19 protein-coding genes and 1 riboswitch are annotated in these 21724 nt (G+C 65.0%); of the genes, 4 read left to right on the plus strand and 15 right to left on the minus strand.

Going from position 1 to position 21724, the window contains the following annotated elements:
• The first annotated feature begins 143 nt into the window (after window positions 1-143).
• Window positions 144-569 (plus strand): RNA polymerase-binding protein DksA, encoded by a 426-nt coding sequence (gene dksA / locus CDA09_RS14270; RefSeq protein WP_121429255.1) that lies wholly within the window; start codon window positions 144-146, stop codon window positions 567-569.
• A 79-nt stretch (window positions 570-648) separates the two neighbouring features.
• Here the strand turns inward: dksA and CDA09_RS14275 are convergent, their stop codons facing one another.
• The 15 genes from CDA09_RS14275 to CDA09_RS14345 form a co-directional block, all read right to left on the minus strand.
• Window positions 649-1860: an ISL3 family transposase gene (locus CDA09_RS14275; RefSeq protein ID WP_121427713.1), complete on the minus strand. Its 1212-nt coding sequence runs from the start codon at window positions 1858-1860 to the stop codon at window positions 649-651.
• Between the two features lie 117 nt (window positions 1861-1977).
• Window positions 1978-4077 (minus strand): polyribonucleotide nucleotidyltransferase, encoded by a 2100-nt coding sequence (pnp, locus tag CDA09_RS14280; protein ID WP_121429256.1) that lies wholly within the window; start codon window positions 4075-4077, stop codon window positions 1978-1980.
• A gap of 168 nt (window positions 4078-4245) precedes the next feature.
• Complete coding sequence (gene rpsO, locus CDA09_RS14285) at window positions 4246-4515, minus strand: 30S ribosomal protein S15 (protein WP_121429257.1); 270 nt, start codon at window positions 4513-4515, stop codon at window positions 4246-4248.
• 80 nt (window positions 4516-4595) lie between these two features.
• Window positions 4596-5525, minus strand: coding sequence for a tRNA pseudouridine(55) synthase TruB (truB, locus tag CDA09_RS14290; protein ID WP_121429258.1), 930 nt, complete (start codon window positions 5523-5525; stop codon window positions 4596-4598).
• 6 nt (window positions 5526-5531) lie between these two features.
• Window positions 5532-5915 carry a 30S ribosome-binding factor RbfA gene (rbfA, locus tag CDA09_RS14295; protein WP_121429259.1) on the minus strand — a complete coding sequence of 128 codons (384 nt, stop codon included), beginning with the start codon at window positions 5913-5915 and terminating at the stop codon, window positions 5532-5534.
• A gap of 3 nt (window positions 5916-5918) precedes the next feature.
• Window positions 5919-8753, minus strand: a complete 2835-nt coding sequence (gene infB / locus CDA09_RS14300) for a translation initiation factor IF-2 (RefSeq protein ID WP_121429260.1) — start codon at window positions 8751-8753, stop codon at window positions 5919-5921.
• Window positions 8754-8770: 17 nt separating this feature from the next.
• Entirely contained in the window at window positions 8771-10246 is a 1476-nt protein-coding gene (gene nusA, locus CDA09_RS14305) for a transcription termination factor NusA (protein ID WP_121429261.1), read from the minus strand.
• A 26-nt stretch (window positions 10247-10272) separates the two neighbouring features.
• Window positions 10273-10701 carry a ribosome maturation factor RimP gene (gene rimP / locus CDA09_RS14310; RefSeq protein ID WP_121429262.1) on the minus strand — a complete coding sequence of 143 codons (429 nt, stop codon included), beginning with the start codon at window positions 10699-10701 and terminating at the stop codon, window positions 10273-10275.
• Between the two features lie 162 nt (window positions 10702-10863).
• Entirely contained in the window at window positions 10864-11835 is a 972-nt protein-coding gene (gene rluB, locus CDA09_RS14315) for a 23S rRNA pseudouridine(2605) synthase RluB (RefSeq protein ID WP_121429263.1), read from the minus strand.
• Window positions 11819-12412 carry an SMC-Scp complex subunit ScpB gene (scpB, locus tag CDA09_RS14320; RefSeq protein ID WP_121429264.1) on the minus strand — a complete coding sequence of 198 codons (594 nt, stop codon included), beginning with the start codon at window positions 12410-12412 and terminating at the stop codon, window positions 11819-11821. Before scpB ends, rluB begins: the two co-directional genes overlap by 17 nt.
• The gene (locus CDA09_RS14325; RefSeq protein ID WP_121429265.1) at window positions 12393-13223 is read right to left on the minus strand and encodes a segregation and condensation protein A; all 831 of its coding nucleotides are present in this window, start codon (window positions 13221-13223) and stop codon (window positions 12393-12395) included. Before CDA09_RS14325 ends, scpB begins: the two co-directional genes overlap by 20 nt.
• Window positions 13224-13259: 36 nt before the next feature.
• Entirely contained in the window at window positions 13260-14462 is a 1203-nt protein-coding gene (locus CDA09_RS14330; RefSeq protein WP_121429266.1) for a tryptophan--tRNA ligase, read from the minus strand.
• A 2-nt stretch (window positions 14463-14464) separates the two neighbouring features.
• Entirely contained in the window at window positions 14465-15124 is a 660-nt protein-coding gene (locus CDA09_RS14335) for a site-2 protease family protein (RefSeq protein ID WP_121429267.1), read from the minus strand.
• Window positions 15125-15199: 75 nt separating this feature from the next.
• The gene (locus CDA09_RS14340; RefSeq protein WP_121429268.1) at window positions 15200-15832 is read right to left on the minus strand and encodes an L-threonylcarbamoyladenylate synthase; all 633 of its coding nucleotides are present in this window, start codon (window positions 15830-15832) and stop codon (window positions 15200-15202) included.
• A gap of 19 nt (window positions 15833-15851) precedes the next feature.
• Complete coding sequence (locus CDA09_RS14345) at window positions 15852-16718, minus strand: 3',5'-nucleoside bisphosphate phosphatase (protein ID WP_121429269.1); 867 nt, start codon at window positions 16716-16718, stop codon at window positions 15852-15854.
• A 122-nt stretch (window positions 16719-16840) separates the two neighbouring features.
• Window positions 16841-16928: riboswitch (glycine riboswitch) on the plus strand.
• Window positions 16929-17169: 241 nt separating this feature from the next.
• Here CDA09_RS14345 and gcvT point away from each other — a divergent pair.
• The 3 genes from gcvT to gcvP all read left to right on the plus strand — a co-directional run bounded on the left by gcvT (window position 17170) and on the right by gcvP (window position 21645).
• Entirely contained in the window at window positions 17170-18201 is a 1032-nt protein-coding gene (gene gcvT, locus CDA09_RS14350; RefSeq protein WP_286164491.1) for a glycine cleavage system aminomethyltransferase GcvT, read from the plus strand.
• 84 nt (window positions 18202-18285) lie between these two features.
• On the plus strand, window positions 18286-18672 hold the full coding sequence (gene gcvH / locus CDA09_RS14355) for a glycine cleavage system protein GcvH (protein ID WP_121429271.1): 387 nt from the start codon (window positions 18286-18288) through the stop codon (window positions 18670-18672).
• Window positions 18673-18738: 66 nt separating this feature from the next.
• Window positions 18739-21645 (plus strand): aminomethyl-transferring glycine dehydrogenase, encoded by a 2907-nt coding sequence (gene gcvP / locus CDA09_RS14360; protein ID WP_121429272.1) that lies wholly within the window; start codon window positions 18739-18741, stop codon window positions 21643-21645.
• The last annotated feature ends 79 nt before the right edge of the window (window positions 21646-21724 follow it).

The following is a 21724-nucleotide window of genomic DNA, read 5'->3' on the forward strand; positions in this document are numbered from 1 at the left end:
CCTGCGCGTCAAACACGGACCGGTATTTTTTGCATCCGCACCGCAAATGCATGGCGATCCCGAGAACCGTGTCTTTACTTGCTCTGCGGGGCAGTTTCTGATATTAGTTCGACTCTTTCAATTACCAACCGGAAGTCGAAGTCATGCCGGACGATACACTGCAGAAACAGTTCCCGCCGTACGTCGCCGAAAAGGGCGAGGAATACATGAGCGAGAAGCAGCTGGCCCACTTCCGCGAAATGCTGGAATCGGTGAAACGGGAACTGGCTGGCGATATCGAGCGCACCGTTCATACGATGCAGGACGAAGCCACTGCTTTCGCCGACCCCAACGATCGTGCCAGCCAAGAGTCGGACATTGCGCTCGAACTGCGCAATCGCGACCGTGAGCGCAAACTGATCAAGAAGATCGACGAAGCCCTTGGCCGCATCAATGCCGGCGAATACGGCTATTGTGACAGCTGTGGCGTCGAGATCGGTCTCAAGCGGCTTGAAGCGCGCCCCACGGCAACGCTCTGCATCGACTGCAAGACGCTGGAGGAAATGCGCGAACGCCAGGTCGCGAAATAAGCAGCCCGATTGAACATCGCAGCGCTTTGCGCATAGGCATAAACGAAAAAGGGGCGCCGCGGCGCCCCTTTTTTCTGGTTCATCGCGTTTTTCCGGGGAAGGCGGCCTTGATCTTCAGGAAGAAATAGGCTGAGTCGCGGAACCCGTAGGCCATGCGCTTGATGACCTTGATGCGGTTATTGACGCCTTCGAGGACGCTGGTGTTGAGCGGGAAGATGGCTGAGGCGAGAATGCCTCGTAGGTACTTGCGCAGCCGTTTGGCGAAGGCGATGGCCGGCGCGATCCCGCTGTCGATGGCCAAGCGATACCAGTGCTTCCATCTTCGTGCCCCTTCTCGCACGGTCGGGGCGAACCAGACTTCCTTGATGGCCGTCTTGAGAAGATAGACAGTGGCCAGTGGCGCGTTGGCCGCCAGCAACTCGTCAAGCTTGACCGCCTGCTCGTTGCCGAGGTTGTCGCGGTTACGCAGCAACAGCCAGCGAGAGCGCTTGATCACCTGACGCTGTGCCGGCGCGCTGCGCAAGGCGTTGGCCTGATCGACCCGCACCCGATCGACCACTTCCCGACCGAAGCGCGCGACGACGTGAAACAGGTCATAGACTACTTCTGCGTTCGGACAATGGGCTCGCACCTCCAGATCGAAGGCGGTGTTCATGTCCATCGCGACGGCTTCGATGTGTTGGCAGCCTTCTTCGCCGAGCAGTTCGAAGAATGGTCGGATCGCCTCGCGACTGTTGCCTTCTCCGACCCACAGCACCCGCATGCGTTCAGCATCCATGATCACCGTCGCGTAGCGGTGTCCCTTGTGCAGGGCGAACTCATCCATCACCAGCCGACGCACCCCCTGGGCCTCGAAATCGCCGTACCGGGCCTGCAGGCGTCGCTGGTCGATGCGCTTGATGGTGTGCCAGTGCAAACCGGTCAGTTCGGCAACATGGGCAATCGGCAGCATCTGTACGAGCGCCTGGACCCAGGCTCGCAGTCGGTGCGTGATGCGCTCGCCCGCATCGAGCCAGCTCAGCCGCTCGGCCGCACGCGCGCCGCACTGATAGCAGTCGAGCCGCCGGATCGGCACGTCCAGCCAGACCCGTCGGTCAAACCAGTCTCGGTCGCGCACCCGGCGCCGCCGTCGCTCATGAATCAGGACGCACTCACTGGCGCAACGCCCGCATCGGGGACGGTAAGAGGGGACTTCAGAAAGGGACAGAAGCAGCGAACCGTCGGTTCGCTCCTGGGATGAATCGACGACATGGCCTTCCCAGAAGACCAGGCCCAACATAGCATCTCGCATGACGGGGAAGAGGAAGGGGATCGGTTTGTTTGGCGACTGCCAATCTACCAACCTCCGACCCGTCAACCTCTACTTTCCCCAGATCGCGCGAAGAACCTTTTTTCTTCCTGCAGCAACTTACTCGGCAGCCTGATCCAGCAGCGCCTTCATGCTCAGACGGATCTTGCCACGCTCATCCGTCTCAAGAACCTTGACGCGCACCGCCTGGCCTTCCTTGACGTAGTCCGCAACGTTATTGACCCGTTCGTTCGCGATCTGCGAGACGTGCAGCAGCCCGTCGCGGCCCGGCATGATGTTAACGATCGCGCCGAAGTCGAGCAGACGCACGACCGTGCCGTTGTACACCTTGCCCACCTCGACCTCCGCAGTGATCGCTTCGATCTTCTGCTTCGCGAGCTGCGCACCGTCGGCGCTCACCGACGAGATCCTGACGCTGCCGTCATCTTCCAGCTCGATGACAGTACCAGTCTCTTCCTGCAGCGCACGAATGACCGCCCCACCCTTGCCGATCACGTCCCGGATTTTTTCGGGATTGATCTTCATCGTGATCATGCGCGGGGCGAATTCCGACACTTCACCGCGATGTGACGCCAAGGAGCTCTTCATGATGCCGAGAATATGCATGCGCCCCTCGCCCGCCTGGGCGAGCGCGACCTGCATGATCTCCTTGGTGATGCCCTGGATCTTGATGTCCATCTGCAGCGCGGTTACGCCCTTCTCGGTACCCGCGACCTTGAAGTCCATGTCGCCGAGGTGATCCTCGTCGCCAAGGATGTCTGTCAGGACGGCAAAGCGGTTGCCTTCCTTGATCAGGCCCATCGCGATGCCCGCAACGTGGGCCTTCATCGGCACGCCGGCGTCCATCAGCGCGAGCGATCCGCCACACACCGACGCCATCGAGCTCGAGCCGTTGGACTCGGTGATCTCCGAAACCACGCGAACCGTGTAGCTGAAATCCTCTTGCGCCGGCAGTGCGGCAACCAGGGCCCGTTTCGCCAGGCGGCCGTGACCGACTTCGCGGCGCTTGGTGACACCCATGCGCCCGGTTTCACCGGTCGAGAACGGCGGGAAGTTGTAGTGCAGCATGAAGCTTTCACGGTACTCACCCGCGATCGCATCGATGATCTGCTCGTCCCGGCCCGTACCCAGGGTCGCAATGACCAGCGCCTGGGTTTCGCCGCGCGTGAACAGCGCCGAACCGTGCGTACGCGGCAGCACGCCGACGCGGATCTCGATCGGGCGGACTGTACGGGTGTCGCGTCCATCGATGCGGGGCTCGCCGGCAAGGATGCGGCTGCGCACGATACCCGCTTCGAGTTCGTGGAAGATGTCCTTGAGTTCGTTCGCCGACGGCGCAGTTTCCATTTCGGCGCCAACCGTCGCGAACGTGTTCTTGCGGATCTCGTTGACGCGCTCGGTACGGGCCTGCTTGCTGGTGATGCGGAACGCATCCTCGAGCTGGGCGCCCGCGAGCTCCTTCAGGCGGCTGATCAGCGCCTCGTTCTTCGCGGGCGGCTGCCAATCCCACTCGGGCTTGCCGGCGATCTCGACGAGTTCGTTGATGGCGCGGATCGCGACCTGCAGCTGCTGGTGGCCAAATACCACGGAGCCCAGCATGACTTCTTCCGACAGTTCCTGCGCCTCGGACTCGACCATCAGGACCGCGACCTCGGTGCCAGCGACGACGAGGTTAAGCTCGCTGGTCTTGAGCTGCTCGACAGTCGGGTTGAGGATGTATTCGCCGTTGGCGTAACCGACACGACACGCGCCGATCGGGCCGTTGAACGGGACGCCGGAGATCGCCAGCGCAGCCGAGGCGGCAATCATCGCGGGGATGTCGGAATCGATCTCGGGGTTCAACGACAGAACCGTGACGATGATCTGGACTTCGTTATAGAAGCCGTCCGGGAAAAGCGGGCGGATCGGGCGATCGATCAGGCGGCAGGTCAGCGTTTCCTTCTCGGTCGGGCGCCCTTCACGCTTGAAGAAACCACCGGGAATGCGACCTGCTGCGTAGAACTTCTCGACGTAATCGACGGTGAGCGGGAAGAAATCCTGGCCGGGCTTTGCTTCCTTGGCGGCAACGACGGTCGCCAGGACCATCGTGTCATCCATGTTCACGATGACGGCACCACCTGCCTGACGAGCAATCTCCCCGGTCTCGATGGTGACGGTATGCGCGCCGTATGCGAATGTTTTTTTGATGGCGGTAGGCAAGTTGAATATCCTTTAGATGAATGGAAAGCAGCAGACTACAACTGCAAGCAGCCCCGTTCGCGCATGGCAGCCAGCAAAAACAAAGCCGGTGCGACCCCGCGGGATCCGCACCGGCTTGTTCGCTACCTTGTCTTTTTCGACGTTGTCAGACGCGACACGGCCAGCGAATTACTTGCGCAGACCCAGACGTTCGATGAGGGTGCGATAGCTGTCGGCGTTCGTGCGCTTCAGGTAGTCGAGAAGCTTGCGGCGCTGGCTGACCATCTTGAGCAGGCCGCGACGCGAGTGGTGATCCTTCGCGTTGGCCTTGAAGTGACCAGTGAGTCCGTTGATGCGGGCGGTGAGCAGCGCAACCTGAACTTCCGGCGAGCCGGTGTCGCCTTGTGCACGCTGGAAGTCGGTGACGATCTGCGCCTTGGATGCGGTATCGAGAGCCATGTGGGTGTTTACTCTTTTCGTTTTCTGCCAATCAGAAGCGTGGGATTATACCCAACGCGCCATAAAAAACTCAATGTTTATCAAGACTGTTGCGTAGTTGTACCGGTTGCAACGAGGCGTTTTGGCGACAGGCGGCCATCATCAGCCAATTCCCCCAGCCCCAGAAAGCGCCCGTCCCCGTAAACCCTCACGAGCCCCCGCTTCCCGCAATCGACCGCCAGCACCCGCCCTTGCAGCAAACCCGTGGTCTGCGTGCGGGAGAGAGTAACTGCCGGCAAATGGGCCACGAGCGCGTCGGCAGGCGCAAGCAGCTGTTCACGCTCGTCGGCCGCAACGCCCTCGAGCGCCGCGAGCGTCACCGTGCCCGCCCCCACTGCAAAGGGGCCGATGCGCGTGCGCCGAAGCGCCGACAGGTGGGCACCGCAACCGAGCAGGCGACCAAGGTCGATCGCGAGCGTACGGACATAGGTCCCCTTGCTGCACGCCACGCGGACCCGGAAATTCTCGTCCCCCGATTCCAGCAACTCGAGGGCATGAATGACCACGCGTCGCGGCGTCAATTCGACTTCGATGCCGGCGCGCGCGTACTCATACAAGGGCTTGCCGTCGCGCTTGAGCGCCGAATACATCGGCGGGATCTGCTCGATCTCTCCCGTCAGGCATACCAGTGCCGCACGGATCGCTTCTTCCGTCACTGCCACCGGCGCACTGGCGGTCGGCCGGCCCTCGGCATCCCCCGTGTCGGTTTCGATCCCGAGGCGGACGGTTGCCTCGTACTCCTTGTCCGCATCGAGCAGCATCTGCGAGAACTTGGTCGCCTCCCCGAAGGTCAGCGGCAGCAAACCCGTCGCCATCGGATCGAGCGTCCCCGTGTGCCCTGCCTTTGCCGCGTTCAACAGCCGGCGCGCGGTCTGCAAGGCGGCGTTCGACGTCATGCCCTGCGGCTTGTCGAGCAGGAGAACGCCATCCAGCGCGCGCCGCTGGTGCCTGAACTGCTTCTGCGTCTTCAAGGCCGGTCAGTCTTCCGGCTCGTCCTTGTGCCGCGCGTCATCGTCGCGCACCACCTGGTCGATCAACTGCGACATGCGACTGCCGCGCTCGACGGACGGGTCGTACTGGAAATGCAGCTCGGGCAGCGTGTGAATGCGCACGCGCTTGCCAAGTTCGCGACGCAGGAAGCCGCTCGCGCGGCGCAAGCCGACGAGGATCTCGTCCAGCCCTTCCTCCCCGCGCATCGAGGTGAAGAACACCTTTGCATGCGCATAGTCGGGCGTGATCTCGACGTCGGTCAGCGTGATGAATCCCACCCGGGGATCCTTCACTTCGAGGCGGATCAGCTCGGCCAGCTCGCGGCGGACCTGCTCCGCCACGCGCTGGCTGCGGGAATACTCCTTGGGCATCTCTTATAGCGTCCGGGCGATTTCCTGGATTTCGAACACTTCGAGCTGATCGCCTTCCTGCACGTCGTTGAAGTTCCTGATCGACAGACCGCACTCGAACCCGAACTTGACTTCCTTGACGTCGTCCTTGAAGCGCTTGAGCGACTCGAGCTCGCCGGTGTGGATGACCACGTTGTCGCGCAGCACACGGATCTGCGCGCCGCGCCTGACGAGACCTTCGAGCACGTAGCAACCGGCCACCGAGCCGACCTTGGGCACGCGGAAGACCTGGCGGACTTCGACGAGGCCCAGCTGATTCTCGCGCCTCTCCGGCGAAAGCAGGCCCGACAGCGCAGCCTTCACGTCATCCACGGCATCGTAGATGATGTTGTAGTAGCGGATGTCGATGCCGAAGGTCTCGGCCAGCTTGCGTGCACCGGCATCGGCACGGGTATTGAAGCCGATGATGACGGCACCCGAGGCCTGCGCCAGGTTGACGTCCGACTCGGAGATCGCGCCGACCGCGGAGTGGATCGCGTTGACCCGAACTTCATCCGTGGAGAGCTTGTTGAGCGCCTGCACGAGCGCTTCCTGCGAACCCTGCACGTCGGCCTTGATGATGAGGGGGAGCGACTTGACTTCGCCTTCGGCCATCTGCTCGAACATGCTCTCGAGCTTGGCGGCCTGCTGCTTGGCGAGCTTTACTTCACGGAACTTGCCCTGACGGAAGAGCGCGATTTCGCGCGCCTTCTTCTCGTCGGCGAGCACGATCGCCTCGTCGCCGGCGGCCGGAACATCCGACAGGCCGAGGACTTCGACCGGAATGGACGGCCCTGCTTCGTCGATCGCCTTGCCGTTCTCGTCCAGCATCGCGCGGATGCGGCCGAAGGTGGCCCCCACCAGCATGACGTCGCCCTTGCGCAGGGTGCCGGACTGGACGAGCAGCGACGCAACCGGACCGCGCCCCTTGTCGAGACGCGCTTCGATGATGAGGCCCTTGGCCGGCGTATCGACCGGCGCCGTCAGCTCCAGGACCTCTGCCTGCAGCAGGACAGACTCGAGCAGGCTGTCGATGCCCACACCGGTCTTGGCCGACACGTTGATGAACATCACCTCGCCACCGTACTCTTCCGGCACCACGCCTTCGGCGATGAGCTCCTGCTTCACGCGCTCCGGGTTGGCCTCGTGCTTGTCGATCTTGTTGACGGCGACCACGAGCGGCACGTTGGCAGCCTTCGCGTGATGGATCGCCTCGCGCGTCTGCGGCATCACGCCGTCATCGGCGGCAACCACGAGGATGACGATGTCGGTCGCCTGGGCGCCGCGGGCACGCATGGCCGTGAAGGCCTCGTGACCCGGAGTATCCAGGAAGGTGAGCATGCCGCGCGGCGTCTCGACGTGGTACGCGCCGATGTGCTGCGTAATACCGCCCGCCTCACCGGATGCAACCTTCGTGCGGCGGATGAAGTCGAGCAGCGAGGTCTTGCCATGGTCGACGTGCCCCATGACGGTGACGACCGGCGCACGCGGTTCGACCGTGGCGTCGGCTTGCGCCTCGGCATCCTCGAGGAACGCGTCGGGATCGTCGAGCTTGGCGGCGAACGCCTTGTGCCCCATTTCCTCGACCAGGATCATCGCGGTTTCCTGGTCCAGCACCTGGTTGATGGTGACCATCGATCCCATCTTCATCAGGGCCTTGATCACTTCGGCCGCCTTCACCGCCATCTTGTGGGCGAGATCGGCAACGGTGATCGTCTCCGGCACGTGAATCTCGCGCACGACGGGCTCAGTGGGCATCTGGAATGCCTTGTGATCATCCTGCTGCCGCCCCTGACGGCCACCGCCGCGGGCCCCGCGCCAGGATCCGGTCGTCGCACCGACTTCGCCGCGCGTCTTGAGACCGCGACGCTTGCTGTCACCAGCACCGGCGCCGGCATCCGCGCCGCCACGCGCACCGCGCCTGCTGTCCTTGCTTCCCGGTTTCTCGTCTGCCTTGGCGGGGCGATGCAGGGTGCCGGTAGGCGCCTTCGCGCCTTCACGAACTTCGGGCTTGGCTGCTTCCGCGCGCTTCTCGGCCTCTGCCTTGACGCGCGCCTCCTCTTCCGCGCGGCGGGCCTCGGCGGCCGCGCGTGCAGCGGCTTCGCGCTCCTGCTTGGCTTTCAGATCCGCCATCTGGCGCGCACGCAATTCCTGGTGCCGACGCGCCTCGCGCTCGCGCGCGGCGCGCTCTTCGTCACTGAGGATCGAGACGCGCGGACGCGGCACGGACACCTCAGGCGCTGCCGGGGCTTCTTCAGCCGGCTCGGCGGCCACCGGCTGCACCGGCTCTTCGACGGGCGCAGGCTCTTCGATCGGGGCCTCCGCGACAGGTTCCGGCACGGGCTCGGGCTCAGGCTCGGGCGCCGCCTCGAAAACCGGCTCCGGCTCGACGACCGCAGGAGGGGGCTCGACCACGGGCAGCTCGGGCACGATTTCGGCCACGGGCTCGATACCTTCCACCGCGGCAGCGATTGCCTCCTCGACGGCGGGCGACTCGCCCGTGAGGGCCTCGCCGCCGACTTCGTCGCGCTTGACGAACACGCGTTTCTTGCGCACTTCGACCTGAACCGTGCGGGCACGCCCCGACGAGTCGGTCGCACGAATCTCCGAAGTCTGCTTGCGCGTCAGCGTGATCTTGCCTTTCGGCAGCCCTGCTCCGTGGGAGCGGCGCAGGTATTCGAGCAATCGCGCCTTGTCCTGCTCGCTCAGCAACTGGTCGGGGCTGGTCTTCTCAACACCGGCTTTCTGCAACTGCTCGAGCAATACCGCTGCCGGCATCCTGAGTTCGCCGGCGAACTGGTTTACGCTCATTTGGTCCATCAATCAGTGCCCTCCCCTCATTCTTCGAACCAGTGCGCGCGCGCGACCGAAATCAGCGCGCTTGCACGTTCCTGTTCGATTCCGGCGATTTCGACAAGCTCGTCGACTGCGAGATCGGCCAGATCATCGCGGGTGCGCACGCCGTGTTCGGCCAACTTGGCAGCGAGCGGCTTGTCCATCCCTTCGAGGTTGATCAGATCGTCGGAAACATTTTCCAGCTGCTCCTCGGTCACGATGGCCTCGGTGAGCAGGACGTTGCGTGCGCGGTTGCGCAATTCGTTGACCGTTTCCTCGTCGAAGGCCTCGATCTCGAGCATTTCGGCGAGTGGCACGTAAGCGATCTCCTCGAGCGACGAGAACCCCTCGTCGATGAGGATGTCGGCGAGCTCTTCGTCGACGTCCAGCCTGTCCATGAAGAGCTGGCGCAAGCCCTGGCGCTCCTGGCCGGTCTTCTGCGCGGATTCCTCTTCGCTCATCAGGTTGATCGTCCAGCCGGTCAGCTCCGTCGCGAGCTTCACGTTCTGCCCGTTGCGGCCGATCGCGATCGCGAGGTTGTTGTCATCGACCACCACGTCCATGCCGTGGCTCTCCTCATCGACGACGATCGACACCACCTCGGCCGGCTGCAGCGCGGAAATCACGAACTGGGCGGGGTCTGACGACCACACAATGATGTCGATCTGCTCGCCCGCGATTTCGTTCCGCACCGCCGTCACGCGCGAGCCGCGCAGGCCGACGCAGGTGCCGATCGGGTCGATGCGGCTGTCGTTGGACTGCACCGCAATCTTCGCACGCAGGCCGGGATCACGCGCGCAGGCCTTGATCTCCAGCAGTCCGTCCTCGATCTCGGGCACCTCGAGCTCGAACAGCTTGCCGAGGAATTCAGGCGCGGTGCGCGACAGGATCAGCTGCGGACCGCGGGCGCCGCGGTCGATGCGCAGCAGGAAGGCCTTGACGCGGTCGCCGACGCGCAGGTTCTCGCGCGGAATCATCTGGTCGCGCGGGATCACTGCCTCGAGACGACCGACCTCGATGATGGCGTTGCCGCGCTCCATGCGCTTGATCGAACCAGAGACGAGATGCTCCTTGCGCTCGAGGAAGTCGTTCAGCACCTGCTCGCGCTCCGCGTCGCGGATACGCTGGAGGATGACCTGCTTCGCCGCCTGGGCGCCGATGCGGCCGAAGTCGATGGGCTCGAGCGGCTCCTCGATGTACTCGCCAAGCTGGATGCCCGGCTTGACCTCGCGGGCATCGATGATACCCATCTCGGCTTCGTCGTTGACGACCTCTTCGTCCAGCAACACGACCCAGCGGCGGAAGGACTCGTAGTCACCGGTGTCGCGATCGATCGTCACGCGCACATCGGCGTCGTCATGGATGCGCTTCTTCGTCGCCGAGGCGAGCGCAGTTTCCAGGGCACCGAACACGATGTCCTTGGCTACGTTCTTCTCGCGCGCCAGCGCATCGACAAGCAGCAAAATTTCGCGGCTCATTAATCAAAACCTCCACATACGAATACTCAGAACCTGGGCACCAGACGCGCTTTCTCGATCTCGTCGAAGGGAAAGGCGACCTCGCCCTTCTCGGTGCTGAGCCGCACCACACCTTCGGAGAAGCCTTCGAGCACGCCGACGAAATTCCGCTGATTGCCGATGGGCATGCGCAGGCGAACCTGGACGTCACTCCCGGCGAAGCGCTCGAAATCGGCGGCTTTCTTGAGCGGCCGATCGAGACCGGGCGACGAGATTTCGAGACGGTCGTAATCGACGTTCTCGACTTCGAAGACCCGGGTCAGCTGATTGCTGACCGTTGCGCAGTCGTCCACGTTGACGCCGCGATCGATATCGATGAACACGCGCATCAACCGCCCCTTCGGGGAAGTCTCGAAATCCACCAGCTCGAAACCGAGGCCGGTGACAACCTGCTCGACCAGACGTTCGACGTCCATTTCATGCCCACAAATAAAAAATGGGCGTAACGCCCATCTTTGTTGATTCCATCCACAAAACGATCCCCGCGCGAACGCGGGTATCAAAGCTTTACAAGTATAACTGCTCCATTGAAAACAGGCAATTGCGAGCCCGGGCGACCGGCTCGCAATTCGTCGCCATCAGCGCGGAGTCGTCCGATGCACCCTGACCTGTCGCGCCTTTTCGGCCGTGCGCGCCGAAACCTGGCGCTGCGGGCGCGGCAGTCCCGCAAGCTCGCATACGTCTTCCTCCGCCATTTCCATCCACATGCCGCGCTTGAGCCGCGACGACAGCGTCACCGGACCGTAGCGAACGCGCATCAGGCGGCTGACCGTGAGGCCCACGGCCTCGAACATGCGCCGCACCTCGCGGTTGCGCCCTTCGGAAAGCGTGACCTTGTACCAGTGGTTCACCCCTTCGCCGCCCTGGTCAGTGAGTGTCGTGAAGCGTGCCAGGCCATCCTCCAGCTGGATGCCGGCCTTGAGCGACTCGTTCTGCTCTTCGGTCAGTTCGCCGAGAAGGCGGACCGCGTACTCGCGTTCCAGTTCGTAGCGCGGATGCATGAGACGGTTCGCCAGCGTGCCGTCGTTGGTGAAGAGCAGCAGCCCCGAAGTGTTGAAGTCGAGCCGGCCGACGGCGATCCAGCGCCCCTTGCGCAGGAGCGGCAGGCGCTCGAAGACGGTCGGACGCCCGTCGGGGTCCTCGCGCGACACGATTTCGCCTTCCGGCTTGTGATAGATCAGCACGCGCGGCGTGCGCGTCGCGAACTTCAGCGGAACGAGCTTGCCATTCACCTTCACGCGATCGCCGGGGCCGATCTTCTGTCCGAGCTCGGCCGGCTCGCCATTCACCTGTATGCGGCCCGCGATGACCCACTCCTCGATCTCGCGGCGCGACCCGACACCGAGCTGCGCGAGAACCTTCTGCAAGCGCTCCGGCTCGATCGTCTCCGCCGGCGCGCCGCGGGCGGGGGCAGCGCTCCGGGCGCGCACGGGCGAACGTTCGCCCCGCGGTTCGGCAGACGCACCCGCGTCATCCGGCGCCCGCGGACCCGACGTACGCGAGCGAGCGGGTGCGAAGTCGGCACCAGCGGGTTCAGTTTTCTTCTTCATTGGCGGCCGGAGCGGCCGCTTCGATTTCTTTGGTGTCGACAAGGTCCATGATCCTTTCGATTTCGGTTAGCGCGGGCAATTCGGTCAGGCTTCGCAGCCCGAGGTCGTCGAGAAAACGCCGCGTGGTCGCGAACAATGCCGGACGACCCGGGGTGTCGCGGTGGCCGACGATGTCGACCCAGCCTCTCGACTCGAGCGTTTTCAGCACATTCGGCGACACGGCGACGCCCCGGATGTCTTCGATGTCGCCGCGCGTGACAGGCTGACGATAGGCGATGATGGCCAGCGTTTCCAGCACCGCGCGCGAGTATTTCGGCGGTCGATCTTCCTTGAGGCGGTCGAGGAACACCTGGTATTCGGGGCGCGTCTGAAAGCGCCAGCCGGACGCCAGCTGGACGAGCTCCACCCCCCGGCCGGCCCATTCGGCACGCAGTTCGTCGAGCAGGCGGCGCACGAGGTCCGGACCGGGATCCGGGTCGAAGAGGCGCCGCAGGTCGGACCCCTGCAGGGGGGCCGCCGCGGCCAGCAGGGCAACCTCCATCACGCGCTTGAAGTCGTCAGGCGTCGTTGGCTGCATCGGCAAGTTTCACGTAAATCGGCGCAAAGGGTTCGTTCTGGGCGACCTGAACGAGCTTTTCCTTGACCAGTTCGAGCACGGCAAGAAAGCTCACGACGAGACTTGCGGCCCCGCGTGCGGGCTCGAACAGGGTGTCGAACACGACGAAGTCGCCATCGCCCAGCTTCCGCAGGATCGCCGTCATGTGCTCTCGCACCGACAGTTCCTCGCGACGCACCTGATGATGCTGCGTGAGACGCGCCTTCTTCATGATCTTGAGCCAGGCGAGCTGCAGGTCGTGCAGGCTCACTTCCGGCTGCCTCTCGACGATCTTCTCGGCGACGAAGACGCTGACCCATTCGTGGTCACGCTCGACGCGCGGCAGCGCATCGATCCGCGCGGCGGCCATCTTCATCTGCTCGTACTCGAGCAGGCGGCGCACAAGTTCGGCACGCGGGTCGAGCGATTCGTCCCCGCTTTCGCGTGGCGGACGCGGCAGCAGCATGCGCGACTTGATTTCCAGCAGCGTCGCCGCCATCAGCAGGTAGTCCGCGGCGAGCTCCAGATTGTGCCGGCGCATCGCCTCGACATATCCGAGATACTGCGCGGTGAGCGGCGCCATCGGGATGTCGAGGATGTTCAGGTTCGCCTTGCGGATCAGGTAGAGCAGCAGGTCGAGCGGCCCCTCGAAGGCTTCCAGGAAGACTTCCAGCGCATCCGGCGGGATGTAGAGATCCCTGGGCAGTTCGAGCAGCGGCTCGCCGTAGAGGCGAGCGACGGCCTCCACCTGGGCGGGCGTCTCGGCCGGAGCCAGATCGAGCGGCATGTTCATCGCGCAAGCATCCCCGCCGCCCGTGGGCGACCTTTCTCAGCGATACGAAAGGCCCATCGCCTCGCGCACGTCGCGCATCGTCTCGCGCGCGAGCACCCTCGCCCGGTCGTCGCCTTCGGCGACGATGCGGCGCAACAGCGCCGGGTCTTCCTCGTAAGGCTTTGCGCGTTCGCACATGACGGCCTGCTCCGCCAGCACGCCGTCGATCACCGGCTGCTTGCACTCGAGGCATCCGATGCCCGCGCTGCGGCAGCCTTCCTGCGCCCACTTGCGCGTGCTTTCGTCCGAGTAGATCTGATGGAACTGCCAGACCGGACATTTTTCCGGATCGCCCGGATCACTGCGGCGCACGCGTGCCGGGTCGGTCTGCATCGTGCGGATTTTCTTCACGATGCTGTCCTTGTCCTCGCGCAGGAAGACGGTGTTGCCGTAGCTCTTCGACATCTTCTGCCCGTCCAGGCCCGGCATGCGGGCCGCCTCGGTGAGGAGCGCGCCCGGTTCGACGAGGATCATCTTGCCGCTGCCTTCGAGGTAGCCGTGGAGACGTTCGAGATCGACATGACTGACGCTCTTTGCCTCGTTCAGCATCGTCCTCGCCTGCTCCAGAGCGGCACCGTCGCCCTCCTGCTGGAAGCGCTTTCGCAGCTCCTCGAACAGCTTGCTGTTCTTTCCGCCGAGCTTCTTCACGGCCTCCCGGGCCTTGTCCTCGAAGCCCGGTTCGCGCCCGAACATGTGATTGAAACGGCGCGCCGCTTCACGCGTGAATTCGACGTGCGGAACCTGGTCCTCGCCGACCGGCACCTTGTCGGCGCGATAAAGCAGGATGTCGGCCGACATCAGCAGCGGATAACCGAGGAAGCCGTAGGTCGCGAGATCCTTGTGCGCGAGCTTCAGCTGCTGGTCCTTGTAGGTCGGCACCCGCTCGAGCCAGCCGACCGGCGTGATCATCGACAGCAGGAGGTGCAGCTCGGCATGCTCGGGCACACGCGACTGGATGAAGATCGTAGCTTTTTCGGGATCGACCCCGGCCGCGAGCCAGTCGATGAGCATGTCCCAGACGCTGTCGGCAATGACTTCCGGGCTGTCGTACGCGGTGGTGAGCGCGTGCCAGTCGGCCACGAAGAACAGGCAGGGATAGCTCTCCTGCAGCTTGACCCAGTTCTTGAGCACACCGTGGTAGTGGCCGAGGTGGAGTCGCCCGGTCGGGCGCATGCCTGAGAGAACGCGTTCTGCGTACATGATTAGAACCCGAAAAGCGTCGCGAGGAAGATCTGGAAGATGGCCATCAGCGGCCACAGGATGTGGCCGAGGACGCCTGTGAAAAGGAGCACGAGAAGAATCGGGAAGCCGTACGGCTCGATGCGTGCGAATTTCCACGCCAACCGATGCGGCAGCAGGCTGACGACGATGCGACCGCCATCGAGCGGCGGGATGGGGAGCAGGTTGAGGAGCATCAGCACGGAGTTGATCTGGATGCCTGCCATGCCCATCTCGCGCATCGGCATGGCGTACAGCCCGCCCGGACCGGATATCCCCAGCTTGAGGAGCAGTGCCCAGCCCAGCGCCATCAGGAAATTCATGAACGGGCCGGCGGCAGCCACCCACAGCATGTCCGCCTTCGGCCTGCGCAAGCGGCCGAAATTCACCGGAACGGGTTTCGCCCACCCGAACAGCACGCCGCCACCGCCAAACAGCGAACTGAGGGCGAGAATGGCCCCGGGCACGAGAATGGTCCCCACCGGATCGATGTGCTTGAAGGGGTTGAGCGTGATGCGCCCCTCCTGCTCCGCGGTCGGGTCACCGAAATGCCGCGCCACATAGCCGTGCGCCGCCTCGTGCAGCGTGATGGCCAGCAGCACCGGCAATGCCCAGATAGCGAGAGTAGCGATCAGCGAATCCATGAACTTCGGCAGGTGAAACGGAATATTCTAGCAGAGCCGGCAAATCCCCTCCGGCTCGCGGCAAGGCCGGACGTGCTAGTCGTTCTCCAGGCCGAACGGTGCCAGATCGCCCCTGCCGGCGCGCACCAGGACCGGCGCACCCGACGTCAGGTCGATGACCGTCGTGGCCTCGGGACCGCAATAGCCGCCCTCGATGACCAGTTCGACCTGCTTCTCGAGGCGCTCGCGGATCTCCTCCGGGTCGGTCAGGGGCAGATCCTCATCGGGCAGCAGGAGCGTGGAAGTGAGGATGGGTTCATCGAGTTCCTGCAGCAACGCAGCCACGACGGCATGTTCGGGGATGCGCAGGCCGACAGTCTTGCGCTTCGGGTGCAGCACCCGTCGCGGCAATTCCTTCGTGCCTTCGAGGATGAAAGTATAGGGTCCCGGCGTCACCGCCTTGAGCAGGCGGTATTGCGCGTTATCGACGCGCGCATAGGTGGCGATCTCGGAGAGGTCGCGGCACATCAGCGTGAAGTGGTGGCGCTCGTCGACAGCGCGGATCCGGCGGATGCGCTGCAGCAGATCCGGATCGCCGGTGACGCCACCGAGGGCGTAGGCGGAGTCGGTCGGGAACGCGACGAGTCCGCCGGCACGCATGATCTCCGCGGCCTGACGGACGAGGCGCGGTTGCGGAAGCTCGGGGTGAAGCGAAAAGAACTGGGCCATGAATGCCTTCTTGTCCTGGTCAGGGGTGCATGTCCGCGATCGGTGCGGCTTCGGCGAGCCGCGACCAGACGGGGACGAGATCGGGCGGCAGCGGGTCGCAATGCCCCAGATCGACGGGGCTTTCGTCGCTGCCGTGAAAATCGGACGCGCGCGAGGCGAGCAGCCCCCGGCGTCGCGCGAGACTGGCGAAGCGCAGGACTTCAGGCTGCGCATGCGCGCCCGACACGACTTCCAGCGCCTCGCCGCCGCAGGCGACGAAACGGTCGAAAAGCGCATCCATGTCGTGCGCGGAGAGACGGTAGCGGCCCGGATGGGCGATCACCGCGATACCCCCTGCCCCGCGGATCCAGCTCACTGCATCCTCGAGCCGCGCCCAGGCATGAGGAACGAATCCGGGCTTGCCGCGGGCAAGATAGTAGCGGAACACGGCCGCGACATCCGGCATGAGTCCGCTCGCGACGAGATGCCGAGCGAAATGCGCGCGACCGACGAGCGCGGGATTGTGTGCGAAACGGCGCGCCCCCTCGAGCACGCCGTGGATGCCGATCGCATCGAGTGCATCGCTCATCGCCTGCGCACGCTGCTCGCGTCCGCTGCGCACCTGCATCAGGCCCTGGAGCAACTGCGGATTGCGGTGATCGATTCCCAGCCCGACGACATGGATGGTCTCCTCGCGGAAGGTCACCGAAATCTCGACTCCCGGCACGAACCGCAGGCCGCACCCGGCTGCCGTCACCGCCGCCGCGTCAAGGCCGCCGACTTCATCGTGGTCGGTGAGCGCGAGGAGCTCGACACCGTTGGCGGCCGCGCGCCGCACCACCTCGGCAGGCGTCAGCCAGCCGTCGGAGACGGTCGAGTGGCAGTGAAGATCGGCGTTCAATGGCATTGTCGGGGGTGCCCGCAGCGGCGATCCCGGCCGGAGCCGGGATCCATGTATTTTTCATTCATGATAGCAAACGGCAAGCCCGGTCCGACCGTTGCCAGCCCCGCCCCTTGGTGCTATCGTCCGCCCGTCGCGCGGGAGAGCACTCTCCCGGAGAGTCGCCGAAGGCGCAACCCCCCCGGAATCGCTCAGGCAAAAGGACCGCCGACGGAATACGAATCTGGAGAGCGATGCGGGCACGCAACCGATGGTGCGGCCGGCGCATCCACCGAAGGGGCACCGGCTTCGGCCGAAAACTCTCAGGTACAAGGGACAGACGGGGCGGAGCTCTGCGTCAGGAGCCCCGCCCCGTCACGCTTCCGCTGCATCGACAACCGATCGCGTATTCCTCCAGGAGCCGCCCGTGCCCAAGCAAACTCCTCTTCACGCAGCTCACGTCGCGGCAGGCGCCCGCATGGTCGACTTCGCCGGCTGGGACATGCCGGTCAACTACGGTTCGCAGATCGAGGAACACCATGCCGTGCGCCGCGACGCCGGCATGTTCGACGTCTCGCACATGCTTGCCCTCGACCTCGACGGCCCCGACGCAACGACCTGGCTGCGCGGGCTGCTCGCGAACGACGTCGCCAAGCTGAAGGAGCCCGGCAAAGCGCTTTACAGCTGCATGCTCAACCCCGAAGGCGGCGTCATCGACGACCTGATCGTCTACTACTTCTCGTCGACCTCCTTCCGCATCGTCGTCAACGCCGGCACCGCGGACAAGGACGTCGCATGGATGCGCCAGCGCATCGCCGTCACCGGCGCGAACGTCACCCTGGACAGCCGCCGCGACCTTGCGATGATCGCGGTGCAAGGCCCCAACGCCCGCACGAAGACCTGGCAGGCGTTGCCGCAAACGCGCGCGGCAAGCGAAGGACTCAAGATCTTCGCCGCAGCCGCGGTGGGTGAGCTGCTGGTCGCGCGTACCGGCTATACCGGTGAAGACGGCTTCGAACTCACGCTGCCCGCCGGTCAGGCGGAAGCCGTGTGGAGCGCCCTCGCGGCGGCCGGCGTGAAGCCCTGCGGCCTCGGCGCCCGCGACACGCTGCGACTCGAGGCCGGCATGAATCTCTTTGGCCAGGACATGGACGACGCGGTGTCGCCGCTCGACGCCGGGCTCGCCTGGACCGTGGATCTGAGTGACACCGCACGCGACTTCGTCGGCAAGGATGCACTGCTCGCGAATCCCGCCACGCGCAGGGTGCTGGGCCTGATCCTCGAGGACAAGGGCGTACTGCGCTCGCACATGACCGTATTCACCGCGCACGGCGACGGCGAAACCACCAGCGGCAGTTTCTCGCCCTCGCTGGAGAAATCGATCGCCTTCGCGCGCCTGCCCCTCGCCGTCGCGGCTGGCGACGCCGTCGAGGTCGATATCCGCGGACGCCGCCTGAAAGCCCGGACGGTCCCGCTGCCCTTCGTGCGCAATGGCAGGGTGCTCGTCTGACAGGGCGCCGCGCTCCTTTTCCGATGCCGTACCGCTCCCGGGCCACCGGCCCGGTATCCGCACCTATCACCCTTGGAGACTTCCATGAGCAACATCCCCGCAGACCTCAAGTACACCCAGTCCCACGAGTGGGTCCGCATCGAAGCGGACGGCACGCTGACGCTCGGCGTGACCGATCACGCGCAGGAAGCGCTGGGTGACGTCGTCTTCCTCGAACTGCCCGAAGCGGGACGGAAGGTCGCCGCCGGCGAGGCCTGCGCAGTGATCGAGTCCGTGAAGGCGGCGTCCGACATCTACGCGCCGGTTGCGGGTGAAGTGATCGGCTCCAACGAGGCGGCCGTCGACGCCCCCGAATCGGTGAATACCGACGCCTACGGAACCTGGCTGTTCAAGATCAAGCCCGACGCCGCAGCCGACCTTGGCACGCTGCTCGACGCAGCCGGCTACGAAGCCGTCGTCGCCAACGCCTGATCCCCCGCACGCATCAGCTCCCGGGCTGCCGCCGCGCGACCCGGTTCTTTCGCCGAGTTTTCCGTCATGTCGAACGCCCCTGTCTCTTCCGCCCTGCGCGCCCCCTTGTCCCAGCTCGAGCAGCGTGACGCCTTCATCGCCCGCCACATCGGCCCGAATCCGGCCGAGATCGCGAGGATGCTCGCGGCCATCGGCGCCCCCTCGCTGGACGCCCTGATCGACCAGACCGTCCCCGCGGCGATCCGCCTGCCCGCGCCGCTGCCGCTGGACGCCGCAAAGCCCGAGCACGAGGCGCTAGCCGAGCTGCGTTCGATCGCGCAGAAGAACATCGTGAAGAAGTCCCTCATCGGCATGGGTTACTACGGCACGCATACGCCGGCGGTGATCCTGCGCAACGTGACGGAAAACCCCGGCTGGTACACCGCCTACACGCCGTATCAGGCCGAGATCTCGCAAGGCCGCCTGGAGGCGCTGCTGAATTACCAGCAGATGGTGATCGACTTGACCGGTCTCGAACTCGCCAACGCATCGCTGCTCGACGAAGCCACCGCGGCTGCCGAGGCCATGACGATGGCGCGGCGCGTGAGCAAGGCCAAGGCGAACGCGTTCTTCGTCGACGAAGCCTGCTTCCCGCAGACCATCGACGTCGTGCGCACCCGTGCCGCCTATTTCGGCTTCGAACTGGTATTCGGCCCGGCGGCCGACGCCGCCACGCACGAAGTCTTCGGTGCGCTGCTGCAGTACCCGAACGAACGCGGCGAGATTGCCGATCTCGGCGATACGATCGCGGCGCTGAAGGCCAAAGGGGCCGTCACCGCCGTCGCATCCGACCTGATGGCTCTCGTGCTGCTCAAGTCGCCCGGCGCCATAGGTGCCGACATCGCGCTCGGCTCGGCACAGCGCTTCGGCGTACCGATGGGCTTCGGTGGACCGCACGCGGCCTTCTTCGCGACACGCGAAGCCAACGTGCGCGCGATGCCCGGCCGCATCATCGGCGTATCGAAAGATGCCCGCGAAAAGACCGCGCTGCGCATGACCCTGCAGACGCGCGAGCAGCATATCCGCCGCGAGAAGGCGAACTCGAACATCTGCACCTCGCAGGTCCTGCTGGCCAACATGGCCGGCTTCTACGCCGTGTATCACGGACCGGAAGGCCTGCGCACGATCGCGGCGCGCATCCACCGCCTGGCCGCGATCCTCGCCGAAGGCCTGCGCCGGGCCGGCTTCCCGGTACCGACGGCGGCCTTCTTCGACACGCTGCAGGTCGCGACCGGCGCACGCACGGGCGAACTCCTCACTGCCTGCGACGCCGCGGGCTTCAACCTGCGCAAGGTCTCGGACAGCATGCTCGGCATCTCGGTCGATGAGACGACGACCGCCGCCGACATCGCGGCGGTGCTGCAGTGCTTCGGCGCAGGCGCCGACCTCGCCGCGCTCGACGCCGCGGTGGCCGCGAACGGCGGCGCCATCCCCGCCGCGCTGCAACGCGAGGACGCCATCCTGAAGCACCCCGTGTTCAGCACGCACCACACCGAGCACGAGATGCTGCGCTACCTGAAGAAGCTGCAGAACCGCGACCTCGCCCTCGACCACTCGATGATCTCGCTCGGCAGCTGCACGATGAAGCTCAACGCGACGAGCGAGATGATCCCGATCACCTGGCCGGAATTCGCGAACATGCACCCGTTCGCGCCGCGCGAGCAGGCGGCCGGCTGCCTCGAGATGATCGCGGGCCTCGCCGACTACCTCAAGGCCGTCACCGGCTTCCCGGCAATCTGCATGCAGCCGAACTCCGGCGCGCAGGGCGAGTATGCGGGCCTCGTGTCGATCGCGCGCTACCACGCGAGCCGCGGCGAAGCGCACCGCAACGTGTGCCTGATCCCGAAGTCCGCGCACGGCACCAATCCCGCGACGGCACACATGTGCGGCATGGAAGTCGTGGTCGTCGCATGCGACGACAGGGGCAACGTCGACGTCGCCGACCTGCGCGCAAAGGCCGCGCAGCACGCCGACCGCCTTGCCGCGCTGATGATCACCTATCCCTCCACGCACGGGGTGTTCGAAGAGGCGATCCGCGAGATCTGCGCCATCGTCCATGAGCACGGCGGACAGGTGTACATGGACGGCGCCAACCTCAACGCCCAGGTCGGCCTGACCTCCCCCGCGCACATCGGCGCGGACGTCAGCCACATGAACCTGCACAAGACCTTCTGCATCCCGCATGGCGGCGGCGGACCGGGCATGGGCCCGATCGGCCTGGCGGCGCATCTCGCGCCGTTCATGGCCGACCACGTGGTCGCCGCGACCGGCGGCGAAGATCGCCCGAACAAGGGCCAGGGCGCAGTCAGCGCCGCGCCCTTCGGTTCCGCGAGCATCCTGCCGATCTCGTGGATGTACATCGCGATGATGGGCGGGGAAGGCCTCAGGCAGGCGACCCAGGCCGCGATCCTCAACGCGAACTACGTCGCCAACCGCCTCGCCGAGCACTACCCGGTGCTGTATACGGGCTCGCAGGGGCGCGTCGCGCACGAGTGCATCCTCGACATCCGCCCGATCAAGGCCGCCACCGGAATCAGCGAAGTCGACATCGCCAAGCGCCTGATGGACTATGGATTCCATGCACCGACGATGTCATTCCCGGTCGCCGGCACGATCATGGTCGAACCGACCGAGTCCGAGGATCTGGGCGAACTCGACCGCTTCATCGACGCGATGATTGCCATTCGCAGCGAAATCCGCGAGATCGAGGCCGGCCGCTGGACCGCCGAGGACAACCCGCTGAAGCACGCCCCCCACACCCAGGCGGATTTCCTCGGCGACTGGACTCGCAGCTATTCCCGCGAGCAAGCCGCCTTCCCGCTGCCGTGGGTCGCGGAAAACAAGTTCTGGCCCAGCGTCAATCGCATCGACGACGTCTATGGCGACCGCAATTTGTTCTGCGCCTGCGTGCCGATGGACGACTACGCAAGCTAAAATCCTGCCGCTTCTTTCCGACGGAAGCCACGCCCCGGCGTGGCTTTTTTTCGACCCCGCCCCGACGTCCAGACCACCG

Origin of the sequence: Azoarcus sp. DN11 (genome assembly GCF_003628555.1) — a bacterium.
GTDB lineage: Bacteria > Pseudomonadota > Gammaproteobacteria > Burkholderiales > Rhodocyclaceae > Aromatoleum.